We start from the raw sequence: 17,166 nt of genomic DNA on the forward strand, positions 1-17,166 counted from the left end.
AGAAGTAATTATGAGAAAATATCTGGTGTGGATGGTGCTGGCTATGTTGACAGTCGCCGTTGCAGCCTGCCATGAAGAAAAGGTATATAAAATAGGTGTTTCCCAGTGCAGTCAGGATGACTGGCGCATGAAGATGAATGACGAGATTAACCGCGAAGTGATGTTTCATGAAAATGTCGTGGTCGAGATTCGTTCTGCTGATGACAGCAATCAGAAGCAGATTGACGACATACGCTATTTTGCCGACAATAGCTTCGACATCATAATCGCCGCGCCTCTTGTAGCCGATGCTATAACCCCTGTGATAAAAGAGGTGTACGAATCGGGAATCCCGGTGATAGTCTTTGACCGTAATATCAACGGCGATTATTTCACGGCATTTCAAGGTGCTGACAACAAGGCTATCGGTAAAGCCGCCGCCCATTATGCCCGCCATCTGGTAAATGACAAGGCGAAGATTATCGAAATCCGCGGACTGAAAGGCTCGACGCCTGCTACAAGCCGCCATGACGGTTTTGTTGAAGGACTTGAAGAATCGGGCAGCGCTGGTATTGTCGCCGAGGCCTATGGTGACTGGAATTATGATGACGCTTCCCGGGTCGCCGACTCATTGTTCAGGCTGCATCCCGATGTTGATCTTGTCTACGCCCATAACGACCGCATGGCGATAGGGGTGTCGGAAGTGGCGGCGCGCCACGGGATAAGACCCCGAATAATAGGTATTGACGCTGCGCCTGAGATAGGCATAAGGGCGGTCGTCGATTCGGTAATAGACGCGACATTTCTGTATCCGACTGAGGGACACCGGCTTATACGCACTGCGCTCGCGATACTTGACGGAAAGCCTTATGACCGTGTCACATCGTTGCCTGTGGCGTCGCCGGTAGATGCAACTAACGCCGATATAGTGCTGCTGCAGAATGAGTCGCTGAAAGAAGAGACCGGCAAGATTAAATTGCTTAAATCACAGGTGGATGACTACTGGTCGAAACATTCGGCTCAGACTTCGTTGTTTTATGCCGCCGGAGTGATTCTGTTGCTGCTTTTCGGATGGATATTCCTGCTGTTGCGCTCTTTCTGGCTGAATCGCGCTCATCAGCGTCAGCTTGTGGAGCAGAACCGTCTGCTTGAGGATCAGCGTGACATGCAGAAGTCGCTCAACGAGCAATTGCGTGTGGCAACGCAGTCAAAGTTAGTGTTTTTCACCAATGTGTCCCATGACCTGCGCACACCGCTCACCCTTATTGCAGAGCCGGTCGAGCAGATGGTCAATGCCCCTAATCTCACTCCGCAGCAACACTCTCTGATGCAGATTGCCAATAAAAATGTCAAGATATTGCACCGGCTTATAAATCAGATACTTGATTTTAGAAAATATGAAAATGGAAAGCTTGATGTGAATCTTGCGGAGGTGGACTTCAGCAAGATGATGACTGAATGGTCCGAGTCGTTCAGGTCGATGGCAAGAAAACATGACATACGTTTCATCGTGGATATGCCTGAAGAAGAGATGGTTCTGGCGATTGACGCTGAAAAAATCGAGCGTGTGTTTTTCAATCTTGTGTCAAACGCTTTCAAGCACACACCCGACAACGGCACAATACGCGTCTCTTCATCCATCAGAGACGGTGAATTGACTTTTTCCGTTGCTGACAATGGTCACGGCATAAGCAAGGAAGATCTCGACCGCATATTTGAACGCTTTTATCAGGTCGATAAGATTCATCCCAAAGGCTCCGGTATCGGGCTCTCGCTTGCCAAAGCTTTTATCGAGCTTCATGGCGGCACGATATCAGCCGAGAGTGAACTCGGCAAAGGCTCTGTGTTTACAGTCAGGATTCCGGTAAGGCATGTCGAGGCGTCAGCCGTGACGCCCTGTCCGCTTATCAATGAGAATGATGTGAGTGCGGAGCTTGGCGCTGTCGACAGTGTAGAGATTGTTCATGATTCAGAAAAGCCATTGTTGCTTATCATAGATGATAACCGTGACATACTCCGGCTTGTCGGTGAGCTGATGAAAGATGACTACAACATCATAACCGCTTCCGACGGAAAAGAGGGTGTAAGGCTCGCCACTAAATATGTGCCTGACATTATTATATGTGACGTGATGATGCCTGTGCTTGACGGGCTCGAGTGCTGCCGTATCATCAAGGAGGAGATTTCCACCTCCCATATACCGGTGCTTATGCTTACCGCATGCTCTATGGACGAGCAGCGCGTCGAGGGCTACGACAGCGGAGCCGACGCCTATGTCGCGAAGCCTTTCAGCAGCGCAGTGTTGAAAGCCCGTTGCAAGAGCCTGATTGCCAATCGTAAGCGCATAAAGGAAATATGGCATTCCGGACAGGAAGCCCCGGTTGCCCCCAAGCCGTCATTGCCTGCGCCGGGAGTGACGGGCGCGTCAAATGACATTGATAATGAGTTTTACAACCGGTTTATCGAGTTTTTCACTACGGAGATGGGCAATCCCGACTTGAGTGTCGACACTATCGCCTCTGAAATGGGGCTCGGCAGGTCACAGTTTTATCGCAAGATAAAGGCGTTGACCAATTATTCGCCTGTCGAGCTGTTTCGCAGTCTGCGCCTGAAGCAGGCACGCGCTCTCCTTACAGGCACCGACAAGTCGATAAGTGAGATAGCCTATGAGGTAGGCTTCTCGACCCCGGCTTATTTCACCAAATGTTATCGTGATGCCTTCGGGGAGACACCGTCGGAGTTGCGCGATAAACTTTCCCGATAAAACATGAAGCCGGCTGACCGGTTATGACGTTTCCTGTCAGCATGACATCGATTTCCCCGGTCAGGATTTAACTGAAATATGTTAAATCCTGATTATGTGTTGGTGACTGTTGGTTTCAATCATATATTTGCGGATATAGATTGTGGGACTATAATTTTTATTGCTTTTTATATCAAAAATCGTGCATCGAATCAATTTTGATAGCCGATGCAACAACCATTATAGCTGATTGACTGCGATAACCTTAAATTTGCGATAGAAATTTTAACTAAATCAATATCAAAACAAACATGAAAAAATCACTCCTTGGCGCAATTTTGCTGCTCCTTACAGCAATAGCCGCGCAAGCACAAAACATCACAGTGCATGGGACGGTCATTTCAAAGTCAGATGACGAACCCCTGATTGGAGCCTCGATTCTGTCATTGGCTACCAAGGCTGGCGTTTCCACCGACTTTGACGGTAGATTTGAACTTGTCGTCCCTGAGGGATCGGAAATCTCCATATCATATGTGGGGTACAATACCGTGAAAGTAAAAGCACAGCCCGAACTTACAGTCTATCTTGACGAAAACTCGGCAATCCTCGACGAGGTTGTGGTCGTAGGTTACTCTGCTGAAAAGAAATCTGACTTGACGGGTTCGGTTTCAGTCGTGAAAATGAAGGATGTAGCCGACACTCCCACCGGTAATGTGATTCAGTCGCTTCAGGGACGTGTGGCAGGTATGAACATAACTACCGATGGTACGCCGGGCGGTCTCAGCACCGGTACATCAATCCGTGGCGCTTCATCATTCCGAGGCGATGCTAACGGACCTCTCTATGTGATTGACGGAGTGATGACCCGTGAAAATCCCGGTACTATACTTAACAGCAATGATGTCGAGTCAATCCAGGTGTTGAAGGATGCGGCATCGGCATCCATCTATGGAGCCCAGGCGGCCAACGGAGTCATCATAATCACTACCAAGCGGGCGAAAAAGGGAGAAAGCCGTGTTACGTTTGATGCCACGCTGACTCTTCAGACTTACAATAGTGGTCTTGACATGCTTAATGCCGACCAGTGGGGTGATGTATATTGGTCAGCATATAAATATACCTATGGCACAACTCCTAATTCGGAATTGTATGGCAACGGACCCACAGCAAAGCTCCAGCCCTATACCAATCTTAATGGTGTGACGGTGAATCCGCAGAACACCAATTGGGAAGATGAGATTCACCGCACAGCCTTGATGCAGACTTACAGTGTCGGGCTTTCAAGAGGCGAAGAAAATGGCTCCACTTCCCTGTCGCTAAGCTGGCTCGACCATGACGGTATAATAAAGGGGTCGGACTTCAAGAAAGCAAACGCCCGTTTCAGTTCCGATTATGGATTTATTAACAACCGTCTGCGTGCGGGTGGAAATGTCACTGTCAACTGGTGGCGCCAGCACAACGCTCCCGGCGGGATAGAGGAAAATGCCATCAAGATGCATCCGGCACGCACTGTATATGACTCTGAGGGTGTATATAATGACCAGGTGGCATTTGGACTGAACGATACCCCCAACCTTGTGCGCCAGATTGAAGAGGAGAGCAACAACACTCATGAGTATTGGCGAGTGTTTGGAAATGTCTACCTTTCAGTCGAACCGGTTAAGAATCTTATCCTGAAGACAAATTTCGGTCTTAATTACTATAACGGCAGCGACAAGGTGTTTACTCCCGCCAATCTCCGTGACAACACGAACAATCTATATCAGTATTCAGGCAAGACTGTTGACTGGGTGTGGACCAATACTGCCCAATACAACATTGACTTCGGTAAAAACTCCATAATGGCACTTCTTGGCGTCGAGGCTAAACGCAATCATTTCGAGGATATGTTTGGTGAGGGCAAAGGTCTTGAAATAGAAGATCCCAATTATCTTTATCTCGGTAATGTGACCGCCAACAAGAACACCGGTTCCGGAGCTTCCAACTATTCGATGTTCTCAGTGTTTGGAAAGATAAATTATGCATGGGACAACAAGTATCTGGTTTCATTCACCCTGCGCCGCGATGCATCATCGCGACTGTCTACTCAGCATAACTATGACTGGTTTCCCTCGGTATCGGCAGGATGGCGAATCTCTCAGGAGAGCTTCATGGAGGGTACACGTTCATGGCTGAGCGACCTTAAAATCCGTGGTGCCTATGGAGTTAACGGTAATGACATCATCGCTAACGACGCGTTTTATGCCAAGTATGCGATGGATCTTGACAGGGCGGCCTATGCCATAGGAGGCGGTAATGTTCTCGCTCCCGGTGCGCTCCGTTCACGAAGCACCAATCCTGACCTGACATGGGAAAAGACTTATCAGACCAATGTGGGTTTTGACGCCTCATTCCTGAGCCACAAGCTCGCGCTATCGTTTGATTACTTCCATAAGAAGACCAATGACATGCTTGTCGAGAAACCCTACATCGCTACAATCGGGGAGGGCGGATATTGCTGGTACAACGGTGGCTCGATGGTAAACAAAGGTGTCGAGATTACTGCCGAGTGGCGTCAGTCATTAAACCGTGACTTCAGCTACAGTGTAGGTCTTAACGTGACCGCGATGAAAAATGAGGTCACCGGTCTAATGGAAGATATATATTATACATGGGGCGGCGGTAACGGTATTGACAAGAGTATTGTCGGTCAGTCGCTCGGCTCCTGGATGGGCTACAAGACCGATGGCATATTCCGCACACAGGAGGAAGTGGACGCCTATAAGGAGAAGTATAATGTGAGTTTCGGTAATCCTGCTGTAGGTCGTGTGCGCTATGTTGACACTAACGGCGATAACGAAATCAATGACCGTGACCGCACGTGGCTCGGCACTGACCTGCCTAAAGCACAGTTCGGCTTGAACCTGGGTGCAAACTGGAAGGGATTTGACCTGAGCATGTTCTTTAACAGCATCATACGTGACGCATGGAATAATTCAAAGTTCTATACCGACTTCTTCCCTCTTTGGACAGGAAACCACGGCACTCAGCTTCTGGAGGCGGCTAACGCTTATGAGAAATATCTGGAGACAGGATATTATGGCTCAAACGTCCCGGCGCCGTCGGTTGACAATTCCAACAGTGAGAATGAAAGTTCTGAATACTTTATCGAAGACGGCTCGTTCATAAGACTGAAGACTCTCTCAATTGGTTACTCACTTCCGGAGAAGATACGCACAAAACTCCATCTTAGTAGTGCGCGTGTCTATGTACAGGCACAGAATCTGTTCACAATAACTAAGTATAGCGGTGCTGATCCCGAAGGTCTTGGCTATCCCTACGCTCTTCCGCGCCAGTACACATTCGGTATACAGTTTGGTTTCTAACTTTCTTAAATCTTGATAAAAATGAAATTTAAAAATATATTTTCCATTACGCTTGCCGGACTGGCTCTGACCGCATGTAGCGATGATTTTCTGGAAAACAAACCTCAGGGCCCGCTATCAGAGGCTAACATGAATGACCCGGAGGCAGTGGACTTGCTTGTAAACGGTGCATATGCCACATTTGGCTGCCGCTATGCCGATTCCAATGACCCGCATCTGTTTCCTGTCACCAACTGGAGTTACGGTGAGGTGCGCGCCGACAATGCTTACAAAGGTGGCGGTGGCGAGACCGACCTTTGGGAAGTCCATGATATGGAGACGGCTAAGATTCAGCCTAACAACGGTTTTCTTGACGGCAAGTGGTTTAATGTTTATTGCGGTATTTCCCGATGCAATTCAGCTATCCGCGCGCTTCGCAAGGTTGACGAGAACATAATCAGAGAGAAGAGCGTCCGCATAGCAGAGATTCGCGTGATTCGCGACCATTGGTATTTCGAGCTTGTGCGACTGTTTAACCGTATTCCTTACATGGATATAGATCTTCCTGAAAACGAATACCAGTCAGTCCGTAATGACGAGTTCTCCCGGGAGGAACATCTTGCACGTATCGCCGAAGACCTGTTGGATGCGGCAAATGACCTGCCCGACACTCAATCGGAAATAGGACGCGTGAATCGCCGCATAGCCCTTGCCTATGCTGCCAAGGTCAAGCTTTATCAGGCTTATGAACAGGATTCTCAGACTAACGCTGTCATAAATGTCAATAAAGCTCTTCTCCAAGAGGTGGTTGAACTGATTGACCGCGTGCAGGGCTATGACTTGCTTGACGATTTCCAGCAGCTGGATATGCTTGAATATGAGAACGGTGTTGAATCAGTGTTTGCCATTCAGTTCTCCAAGGATGATGGCTCGGGAAGTGTGGGACGTATCAACTGGAGTATGCTTCTTAATTCAATGACAGGTCCCGGCTGCCCCTGGCAGGGAGACGGATTTTTCCTTCCCTCTCAGGACTTGATTAACGCCTATCAGACTGATGCCAACGGTCTGCCCCTCTTTGACTATCAGGAACGCCCCGACTATGGCGCGGTGGAATTTGACTCTAACGGCGGCTATGCTCTCGGCAATGTAAACGGTAATGTGGATCCGCGTCTTGATTTTGTGACCGGTCGTCCGACCATCCGCTATAAGACTTATTCAGAGCGTCCTTGTGGGCTCTGGGTGCGTAACAGCGACACTTATGGCTATAACAACACCAAACGTTTCTGGCTGTCGCCGGAGTCATCTCAAGCCACTCAGGGATGGCCGTGGGGCGCGTCGGCTCTCAACTGGCAGATAATCCGTTATGCCGACTTGTTGCTATACAAGGCTGAGGCTTTGATTGAAATAGGAGGCAATGGACTTGATGAAGCCCGCAACTTGATTAACCGTGTGCGTCAGCGTGCGATGAACAGTGATTATGTAAAGGATTTCGATGACCCTTCAAAGGATGCGGCAAACTACAAAATCGGTCTTTATCCTTCGGCAGGATGGACTCAGGACTATGCACGTCAGGCTCTTCGCACAGAGATGCGTCTTGAAAAGGCTATGGAGGGAGAGCGCTTCTTCGACCTTGTGCGCTGGGGAATCGCCAAGGAAACAATGAACAGGTTTTTTGCAGCTGAAAAGGACAACAGGGTCTACTATCAGAATGCCACATTTGAAACCGGTGAAGAGTATTTCCCTGTGCCTGTCGCACAGTATAATTTCTCAGGTGGCATATATGTCCAGAATCCGGGTTATCCCTCATTCTGATTGGATGATGTCGTTATGACATCTCTCCCCACTCTGAACAAAGTGATTGATAATTTTTATAATTTATAATAAGGATGCTCCGCCACGTATCAGGTGGTGGAGCATCGTGAAATTGCCTCGGTAAATAAATTGCATGGCGTATCATGGTTGTCGTGATGCGCCATGCCTGTGTAAATGGTATTAGATTTTAAAAGTTGCTTACCAGCCTTCGTTTTGGGTCAGGTTGGTGTTTCGTTCCATTTCTACAAGTGGTATGGGCCACATTTCGTGACGTGACTGATAGGAGCGGGTGTACATCAGGTCGCCGAAAATATCGGTCGCATTTTTTACCGACGACTGTAGCAAGCCCCAGCGTTTCAGGTCCCAGTAGCGCTGTCCTTCACCGGCAAGCTCGTAGGCTCTTTCCCTGCGTATGCGGTCGGCCATCTCTTCCTTGGAGCCGACAGCGAGCCAGGAGTCGCCGCTGTTCAGTCCGGGCATGCCTACACGCTCGCGCACTTTGTTGACCTCTGTCACCGCCTTGTCTATGTCGCCCGACTCATTGTAGGCCTCGGCAAGCATGAGCAGGACGTCACCGAGGCGTATCAGCGGAAATTCGTAGGGGGTGCGGTTATATTCGCCCCAGTAGCCGTCAAGGTTGCCTGTCGGAATCCATTTGCGCCAGAAATATGAGTTCCATCCTTCGGAGTTGCGTATGAATGCCATCGCTTCCATCGGCGCGCCTCCCTTGGTGGGGTCGGCGAGGACAAACTGCTTGTCCATAGGATTGGAGCCGGCGTCGGTGCCAAGGTAATGGGAGTAGGGGGTGATGACGTTAAGGCAGAGGCGCGGGTCGCGGTTGCGGTAAGCGTCCATCACTTTGGTGGTGTCGCAGTCGAGGGTGCTTGTCACGGTAGTGCTGCCCTGGTCGATAGCCACACACATATACTTGCGGCGTAGCTGCGAGTCGCCCTCGTTGAATCCGGGAAATACATCGTCCCAGTCAAACTGTGATCCGTCAAGATTCTCATACATGTCAACAAGTGTGGTCGACGGCACGATGCGGTTGCTTGCGATAAGCCGCATCGTGGATTTGTTGCCGAAATAGGATACAATGTCAAGCGCGTAGCCTGCGGTATTGCCGTCGATTGACTGGATGGAAAATATCATCTCCGGGCTGTGGTTGCCGTTGTAGAGGCGGAACAGCTCGTTGTAGTCGGGGTGCAGTGAATAGCCGTAGTTATTGGTCTTGTTATACACGATTTCTTCAAAGTCGGCGATAGCCTTGTCCCACTCTTCGTTGAACAGATATACTTTTCCGCGCAGTGCGTATGCCGCGCCCTTTGTTGCGCGTCCGAGATCGGCGGCGTCCCAGCTTACCGGCAGCTTTTCAATGGCTTCGGTGAGGTCGTCGATGATATGGCCGCGCAGTTCCTCGGCTGAGCATCGCGGCGACTTCAGGTTGGAAAACTCCTCGTTTATGTCGCAGCTCTCGTCGTAATAGGGCACTCCTCCCCAGCAGTTTAGCATACGGAAATATGCCATCGCTCTCAGAAACTTTGCCTCGCCGGTCACCCGGTCGATGGTCTCGCTGCTTATGGGCATGTCTTTTACATTGCGGATGACAGTGTTGGAGCGGTGAACAAGCTCGTAAAGATATTGCCAATGGTTCTGGACGCCGCTGCTGTTGGAGGCAAACGAGGTGCCGCGTGAGATGTCGGCAAGCGGCGAGGTGCCGTCGGCAAGGTCGCTGCACATGTCAAATGTAAACTCAAGCCCGAAACACCATGATGATTTCATGGCGGCATACATTCCTACTGCTGCCTGTCGGGCATGGTCTTCGGTCTGCCAGAATACCTGTCCCGACATCTGGTCGCCGGGTATATAGTCAAGACTTTCGCATCCTGTGGCGGCTATGGTGACGGCAAGGATGCCTGCGATGTATTTAAGTTTCATGTCGGTCATTGTTTAGAAAGAGATGTTTAATCCGATTGAATACTGGCGTACGGTAGGATAGCCTACATTTGCGCCCACTTCCGGGTCGAGCCCCAGAAACTTGGTGATTGTAAACAGATTGTCGATACTTGCATATACTTTCAGGCTTTCGACAAAGAATTTTTTAGTGATGTCGGAGGGTATTGTGTAGCCCAATTGTATATTCTTGCAGCGTAGATACGCGGCATTGTGTACAAAGGCGTCGCTTGCCACATTGTTTTTGCTGTTGGCGTTGTTGCGGAGTATCGGATATTTGGAGTTGTAGGGATTCTCCGGTGTCCAGGCGTTGTCGGTTATGTCTTTTATCAGTGACTGCCCCATGACGGTGACAAAGCGGAATGCCTGATTGTTGTAATATACCTGATGGTTGCCTACACCCTGAAACAGGATGCTGAAATCAAAGTTGTTCCAGCTTGCGCCGAGGTTGGCTCCGTAGCTGAGTCTCGGGACTGTGCCGTGGCCTATCTCTACGCGGTCGTTGGTGTCGAGTTTGCCGTCGCCGTTGGCGTCGCGGAAGAGGAAGTCGCCCAGTTCGGGACGCTGGTAAGTGGCGAAGTAATCAGGATTCTTGTCGACAAGCGACTGCACGTAGTCGAGGTCGGCCTGGTCGCGTACGATACGGTCGACCGTTATTACATAGAGCTGATTGATGGGCTTGCCTTCCTGGGTCTTGTAGACATCGTTGATTGACGCCACGTCGCCCTGGAACTTGGTCACCTTGTTATTGACAAAGCCGAGATTCACGCCTATGTTGTAAGACACTTTTCCTATGCGGTCGTTCCAGTGCAGGTCGACTTCAAATCCCTTGTTGTTGACCTCTCCGGCGTTCTGGTTGGGGACAGTGCTTGTGCCGTGTTCAAGCGGTGCGGGCAGAGAGATAAGTATGCCCTTGGTGTTTTTGTTATACAGGTCGATTGTACCGCTCAGGCGGCTGTTGAACAGGGCGAAATCAAGACCGATATTGGTCATGTAGGTTTTTTCCCATGTAAGGTCGGGGTTGGCAAGTACGGTCTGGGCGAGTCCGCCGGTGATGTTTCCGTTAAGAATATAGTTGGCAGTGGCAAACAGGCTCTGATACATGTAGTAGCTTGTAGTCGCGTTATTGCCCAGTGAGCCGTAGGAGGCGCGCAGCTTCAGCTGGTCGAGCCATCCCGCCGAGGCTTCCATGAATTTTTCCTGCGACACTCGCCAGCCTACCGATACGGAGGGGAAATATCCCCAGCGTTTGTCGGGCGCGAATTTTGAAGAGCCGTCGGCGCGGAGGTTTGCCTCAAGCAGATACCTGTTGTCCCAGTTGAGGTTGATGCGTCCGAAATAGGAGCGCATTGCCCACTCGTTGTAATTTCCGGTGATATTGCCGTTGGTGGTTCCGGCGTCAATTGCTCCCAGTGACGGGTCTACGAGGTCATATTTGATAAAGAAGTCGGTGTCATATTTGTTATACTCCTGGCTCATGCCGGCAAGCACCGATGCCTGCAGGCGGCTCACGCTGAAATCATAGTTTGCCGTCACTTCCGATGACCGGTAAGTGTTTTTGTAATTGTAGCGGCGTATGTAGGTGCGCACTTTTCCTTCACGAAGCAATACGGGACCGTCGAGAGTGAAACGATACAGGTTGCGGTCGGTCAGGTGATGCTCTATGTTGCGTTCCCAGTAGTTGTAGGCAAATGACCCTTGTATTGTCAGTCCTTTGACAGGGGTGAGGCGCGCGTTCAGCTTGATTACCGACCTCTTGGTCTTAGTCGGGTATTTGGTGTCGTAAAACCATTGGCGACGGTAAGGGTTGAAGTTGCTTACGTTTTCTTCCTCCGGGTTTTGTACACCGCCATATAGCCCTGTGGCGGGGTCGTAGAGTGTCATTCCCGGCACGGTGTTGAACGCTCCCGAACCGAATATCACGTCGCCGCCTGCCGCTGCGTTTTCCGACGACGGGTTGTTTTTGTCAATGTAGCCGAATATGTTGGTTCCCACGCTCAGCCAGGGCTTTATCTTCACTTCGAGGTTGGAGCGCAGTTGATAGCGCTGATAATCGGTATAGTAAATCATGCCCGGATTGTTGACATATCCAAGCGTGATGTTGTATCTTACTCTTCTGGAGCCGCCGGTGATTGAAAGGTTGTGGTTCTGCACGACCGACGGGTTGCGGTAGATATGGTCCTGCCAGTCGGTGTTGGGGTAGACTGTCGGGTTTTTGCCGCCATCATTGCGCCATTCGTCAATCTTGCCTTGGGAAAAGCGCGGGGCCTGTCCGTTGGCTATCAGTCCCGCATTCTGAATCTCCATGAAGTCGGCATAATCGGTCACAAGGTTTAACCGCTTGGCGACTGTCTCAAATGATACATTGCCGCTGTAGGTGACCCTTGGTGCGCGCTCGGCTCCCTGGCGGGTTGTGACAAGGATTACACCGTTGGCGGCGCGTGAGCCGTAGATTGCAGCCGAGGCCGCGTCTTTGAGGATTGAGATGCTTTCGATGTCCTGCGGGTTGATGTCGCTGATGGCTATGCCGGTCATTCCGTCGACCACTACGAGCGGGGCGGCGTTGTTGAGGGTGCCTTGACCTCTGACAAGTATGCTCTGCGATTCATAACCCGGAGTGTTTCCACCGGAGTTAGTCACGGTAAGTCCGGCAGCGAGTCCGGCGAGTGCGCTTGTGGCATTTGTCAGCGGACGGTCAGACAGCGCGTTGCTGCTTATTGATGACACGGCGCCTGTGAGATCGACCTTCTTTTGAGTGGCATAGCCTACGACCACAACCTCGTCAAGCTGTGACATGTCGGGCTTCAGGACTACGCGGTAAGACTGCTCTCCATTTGTAAGTTTAATCGTCTCGTCGTCATAGCCGAGATATTCCACTTTCAGCGTCTCGTCGCCATTGAGTCCCGGGATTGAAAAAAGTCCGTTGGAATCGCTTACGGCAATAATATCGTTACTGCCTTTGAGAGATATGTTAGCTCCGATTACGGGCTCTCCCGATTCGTCAATTACCGTTCCTGTGACGACGGCAGGGTTGGCGCTTGCTTCGGTTCTCACCGAATCGCCTGATTCATTGATTGTGCCGGAAAAAGCAACCGGGGTTCCGGCAAGCAACATGAATGGAAGAAGTAAGTAATGCCTCATTTAAGTTTATTGTCAAATTTTTTGGTAAATTTAGCGCAGCGAGCATTACACTCAAACTAATCGTAAATAAACACCTTGTTTTTGATAATAAACGTAAAAATACAGCGAAAAGATTAAATTAAGTTAATTGTTTTCCGGAAATGTCTGTCATTCAGCGTGCAACCGTTAATCTTTATTGTCAAGACGGGGTATTAATCGGTCTGGATTACAAGATGATTGGACAGGCTCCAGAACACGTCGGGGTCTTCGATTTCCAATACTTTCCTGCCGTTGACGTCAACTATCTCATATGACTCTTCAGGGTGGTTGGTGAGTATTTTGGGCTTACGTGAATTTAGCGGCACGGTGGTAAGTGTGCGCTTATCGGCTGTAATGAAGAAGTTTTTGTCAAAGTTGCCTTTTAGCAGCTTGGTCTTTCTGAGAAATCCCGACTTTATTATGTTATGGCTGTTCAGCTCGTCTTTCCCCGCGATTATGTAGTAGCAGGTGTTTAGCTCGTTCTCAAGCTGGATGGATGTCTCCTTTGCTGCGTCGAGCTCGTCTGATACGTGTGCCACAGTAGAGTTTAGCGAGTCTACAGTGTTATTGAGTGTGCCTATGTGTTCGTTTGCCGACGAAAGCTGCTGCCTTAGTGATTCGATTTCCTTAAACTGGGAGTCAATCTGGATTCTTAGAGCATTGATTGTCTCGGTCAGTTCCTTGTTGTTGATGGTAGAGTTTTGCAGACTCGACTCAAGGTCGTCAAGTTGCCGGCGCCTCTGTTGTATCTGGCGTTTTATGGCGTTGATGTCGGCAAGGATTTTTTTCCGTTGACCGGTTGTCTCCTGCGGATTTGACGCCGCTATTGTCATGACTTTTTCAAGCTGCTTGATCTGCTCCATGCCCTCCGAGATTTCTTTGACCAGGGAAAGCAGACTGTCGCGTTCGGCAAGGGCTGTGGCAAGCTCCTGCTTTGACACTTCCATCAGCGATTGCGATTCTTTTTCAGGTGTTACCGTGCAGGAAATGAGCTGGGTCGACAGTGTAAGCACTGTGATTAGATGTCTTGTGGTCATGTTTTGTGAGGTTTATTTCTCCTCAAAATTACTAAATGGGATGTCAATCATGCAAGAGATGTAAATAAACTGTAATAAAGTGTCAATGAGTGAGTCGGCCCATGATTTGTCAAAATTATAAAGATTCAGTAAATTTGTGACATGAAGTCGTTGGAACACAAGACAGGGCTTATCTTTGACCTGTTTTTCTGCATAGTATTCATGCCCCTGCTTGCCGTGGTGGGGCCGGCGCGTTATTGGTGGAGCAGTTTCCCCGTGTTTGCCGTGCTGGCGGTCTCTTATCTTTATGGCTGTTATTTTGCCACCAAGCGTCTTGACCTGCCTAAGCTCATACTGTCGAAGTCATATTATAAGATTTCGGTGATAACACTGGTGTTTCTGGTGCTGACTTATCTCCTTACATTGTATCCTCTGCCGGAGGTGGATTTTGTGATTCCGTCGATGAGTGAATATCAGACACGTGTCAGAAATTATAATGTGGCGATAAGTCTGTGGTTCATGTTCTCGATAGTGATATGCTACTCGCTGACAATCTCGTTTGTAAAAGAGCTGTATGAACGGATGCTGTTGCAGAATATCGCCGAAAACCAGCGTAACAAGGCTGAGCTTGCCGCGTTTAAGGCGCAGATAAGCCCTCATTTCCTTTTTAACACGCTCAACTCGCTTTACAGCCTTGTGATCGGCACATCGCCGAAGGCTGAAGACGCGTTCATAAAGTTTACCGAATTGTTGAAATATTCTTATGTGACCACCGGCAACGAGTATGTCGCCTTGTCAGATGAAATATCCTATATACAGAATTATATCGACTTGCAGCTTATAAGGCTTGACAGCCACACAAAGGTGGAGTGGACATGCTCCGTTGACAATGAGGAGACGCTTATCCCTCCCATGATTTTTCTCACCTTTGTCGAAAACGCCTTCAAGTATGGCGCTTCTACAAGTCGCGACTGCACGATTTACATTGATTTAAGATTAAGCGGAGGTGAGCTTACTTTTACTACCGAGAATATGGTGCTTCGTCACAGGGATGAATTCCGCAAGGAGATGCCTGTCGGGCTGGAGAACTGTAAGAGCCGTCTGGCAGGACTGTTTCCGGGCAAACACAGCCTGACGACTACCGACGACAATTCGATTTTCAAAGTTTCGCTTACCATCGATTTGAATTAAAAAGGTTTACTTATGGCTGAGATTACCAGATGTGTTGCCATTGACGACGAGCCGCTCGCTCTCGACATCATAAAGCAGTTTTGTCACCGTATAGGTGGAATCGAGTTGACGACTTTTACCAATCCGTCGGAAGGACTGGAATATATCGGGGCAAATAACCCCGACATCGTGTTTCTCGACATTGAGATGGAGGATATAAACGGGTTGTATATCGCGGCGCGACTGCCGGAGGGTACCTGCTTTATCTTTACCACGGCCTATCTTCATTATGCGCTTGACGGTTATGACCTTGACGCGGTCGACTATCTGCATAAGCCGTTTTCTTTCACCCGCTTTCAATCGGCGTTCAACAAGGCGTTGAGGCGTCTCGGGCGAAAGCAGATGAGAAGCGGCGGACAGAGTATCGTGGTAAAGCAGGATTATAACAATATAAACATCCCTGTCGACGACATCATATATATAGAGGCGATGGAGGGCTATTCCAAGATTTTCCGCGTTTCGGGCGCGTGTGTGGTGACGCGTATGATTCTCAAAAATCTTGCGGCGATGCTTTCGCCCGATGATTTCATCCGCATTCACCGGTCTTTTATTGTGTCAAGATCAAAGGTAAAGAGCTTCAACAAGCAAGAGATTTATCTTAACAACGGCTCCACTCTGCCCGTAGGCCGACAATATGCGGCTGATATTGTGAAACAGCTTATGCAGTGACCCGACTCTTTTTATTTTTATATGTGGCGCCGGGGCTGACACGGTGTTTTATTTGCATATAAATTTTGAGGTATGGGGAAATTGGCTTAATTTTGCATTTTGGAATGACTATTATCCATATAAATTTGTTATATAAGAAAATTTTGACATAAAATGGCAGACAAAGATCAAAACAATCAGTCTACCGAGCTCGAAGAGCTTGCTAAGGACAATCAGAATCTGAAGAACAATGTGACCCTCGGTCAGAAGTATCTCATGTGGATTATAATTGCCCTGTCAGTAGTGGCAGTGGCTGTGCTCATATATATATTTGCTGTGCGCCAGCCGGGAGTCAAGGCTTCCAATGAAGCGATTTCTCAGGCTGACATCACGCTCGCTCAGGGAAATGACTCGCTCGCCCTTGCCCAGTATCAGCAGGTTGCCGCTGACTACGGTTACGAGGCAGGAAGCCGTGCCGCCCTTATGGCTGCAACTCTTAACTATAAGAAAGGTGATTACGAGGCAGCTATAGCCGACCTGAAAAATTTTGATGCAAAGGAAGCTGTCGTAGGTGCCGCTGCCATGTCGCTCGAAGGTGACTGCTACGTGAACCTGAAAAATTATTCAGCCGCGCTTGCCTCTTATGACAAGGCAATAAAGGTGTCTGACAACAATGCGCTCTATACTCCGCTCTTCATGATGAAGAAAGCGACAGTGCTTCGCGAGCAGAAAGACTTTGCTGCCGAGCTAAAGGTGCTTGAAGCGGTTAAGGCCGATTATCCCCAGTATCCCGCAACTTATCGCATCGATATTGACAAATATATAGCACGTGCCAAATATCAGGCAGGTGAATCGAAATAAAAATCTGATCTGTATATTTTCATTTGCACCCCGGTTCAGTTCAGAACCGGGGTGCAAATGTTTTTTTTACTATGGGATGAAAAAACGAAAGTGCACTTCTTCACAGAAGCACACTCCCTCATAACCAAAATTCAAGTATATATATTTCTTGTCGTCTAACGCTTAGGAACGGCAGCCGAGTAGGTAGATGTAGAATGAAGAGTGATTGTATGAAGTTGTTTTTACGACTGTGTTTTCCTAAGTAATGTGGCTTTCATCAAGCTTATGCAAAGTTACTGCTTATTAGCGAGATAGCAATGACCGGTTTATGAAATAAATCTAAAATAATCAAAAACCGTGAACTTATCGCTAACTCCTTTGTTGTCATCGGAGTTACTGAAAAATGGAGTGATGAAGGTGTCTTCACCACTCCATTTTTTAAGCA

Annotated in this window: 9 protein-coding genes; 6 read left to right on the plus strand and 3 right to left on the minus strand. The window is 48.9% G+C overall.

Annotation, left to right across the window (positions count from 1 at the left end):
* Nucleotides 1-10: 10 nt before the first annotated feature.
* From E4T81_RS11595 to E4T81_RS11605, 3 genes are all read left to right on the plus strand, one after another.
* A complete protein-coding gene (locus E4T81_RS11595) occupies nucleotides 11-2,743 on the plus strand; it encodes a substrate-binding domain-containing protein (RefSeq protein WP_135044719.1) in 2,733 nt (910 codons plus the stop codon).
* 290 nt (nucleotides 2,744-3,033) lie between these two features.
* Complete coding sequence (locus E4T81_RS11600; RefSeq protein WP_135044721.1) at nucleotides 3,034-6,087, plus strand: TonB-dependent receptor; 3,054 nt, start codon at nucleotides 3,034-3,036, stop codon at nucleotides 6,085-6,087.
* A gap of 21 nt (nucleotides 6,088-6,108) precedes the next feature.
* Complete coding sequence (locus E4T81_RS11605) at nucleotides 6,109-7,878, plus strand: RagB/SusD family nutrient uptake outer membrane protein (RefSeq protein ID WP_135044723.1); 1,770 nt, start codon at nucleotides 6,109-6,111, stop codon at nucleotides 7,876-7,878.
* Nucleotides 7,879-8,076: 198 nt separating this feature from the next.
* Here the strand turns inward: E4T81_RS11605 and E4T81_RS11610 are convergent, their stop codons facing one another.
* From E4T81_RS11610 to E4T81_RS11620, 3 genes are all read right to left on the minus strand, one after another.
* The gene (locus tag E4T81_RS11610; RefSeq protein WP_167761872.1) at nucleotides 8,077-9,813 is read right to left on the minus strand and encodes a RagB/SusD family nutrient uptake outer membrane protein; all 1,737 of its coding nucleotides are present in this window, start codon (nucleotides 9,811-9,813) and stop codon (nucleotides 8,077-8,079) included.
* A gap of 12 nt (nucleotides 9,814-9,825) precedes the next feature.
* On the minus strand, nucleotides 9,826-12,969 hold the full coding sequence (locus tag E4T81_RS11615) for a TonB-dependent receptor (protein ID WP_135044727.1): 3,144 nt from the start codon (nucleotides 12,967-12,969) through the stop codon (nucleotides 9,826-9,828).
* A gap of 191 nt (nucleotides 12,970-13,160) precedes the next feature.
* Nucleotides 13,161-14,024 (minus strand): hypothetical protein, encoded by an 864-nt coding sequence (locus tag E4T81_RS11620; RefSeq protein ID WP_135044729.1) that lies wholly within the window; start codon nucleotides 14,022-14,024, stop codon nucleotides 13,161-13,163.
* Nucleotides 14,025-14,165: 141 nt separating this feature from the next.
* Between E4T81_RS11620 and E4T81_RS11625 the strand changes: the two genes are divergently transcribed.
* The 3 genes from E4T81_RS11625 to E4T81_RS11635 all read left to right on the plus strand — a co-directional run bounded on the left by E4T81_RS11625 (nucleotide 14,166) and on the right by E4T81_RS11635 (nucleotide 16,742).
* Nucleotides 14,166-15,194, plus strand: coding sequence for a sensor histidine kinase (locus E4T81_RS11625; RefSeq protein WP_135044731.1), 1,029 nt, complete (start codon nucleotides 14,166-14,168; stop codon nucleotides 15,192-15,194).
* 12 nt (nucleotides 15,195-15,206) lie between these two features.
* Nucleotides 15,207-15,902, plus strand: a complete 696-nt coding sequence (locus E4T81_RS11630) for a LytTR family DNA-binding domain-containing protein (protein WP_135044733.1) — start codon at nucleotides 15,207-15,209, stop codon at nucleotides 15,900-15,902.
* Nucleotides 15,903-16,055: 153 nt separating this feature from the next.
* Nucleotides 16,056-16,742, plus strand: coding sequence for a tetratricopeptide repeat protein (locus tag E4T81_RS11635; protein WP_135044735.1), 687 nt, complete (start codon nucleotides 16,056-16,058; stop codon nucleotides 16,740-16,742).
* Nucleotides 16,743-17,166 lie beyond the last annotated feature (424 nt).

The sequence above is a fragment of the Barnesiella sp. WM24 genome (assembly GCF_004570975.1).
In the GTDB taxonomy this organism is placed as follows: Bacteria; Bacteroidota; Bacteroidia; order Bacteroidales; family Muribaculaceae; genus Muribaculum.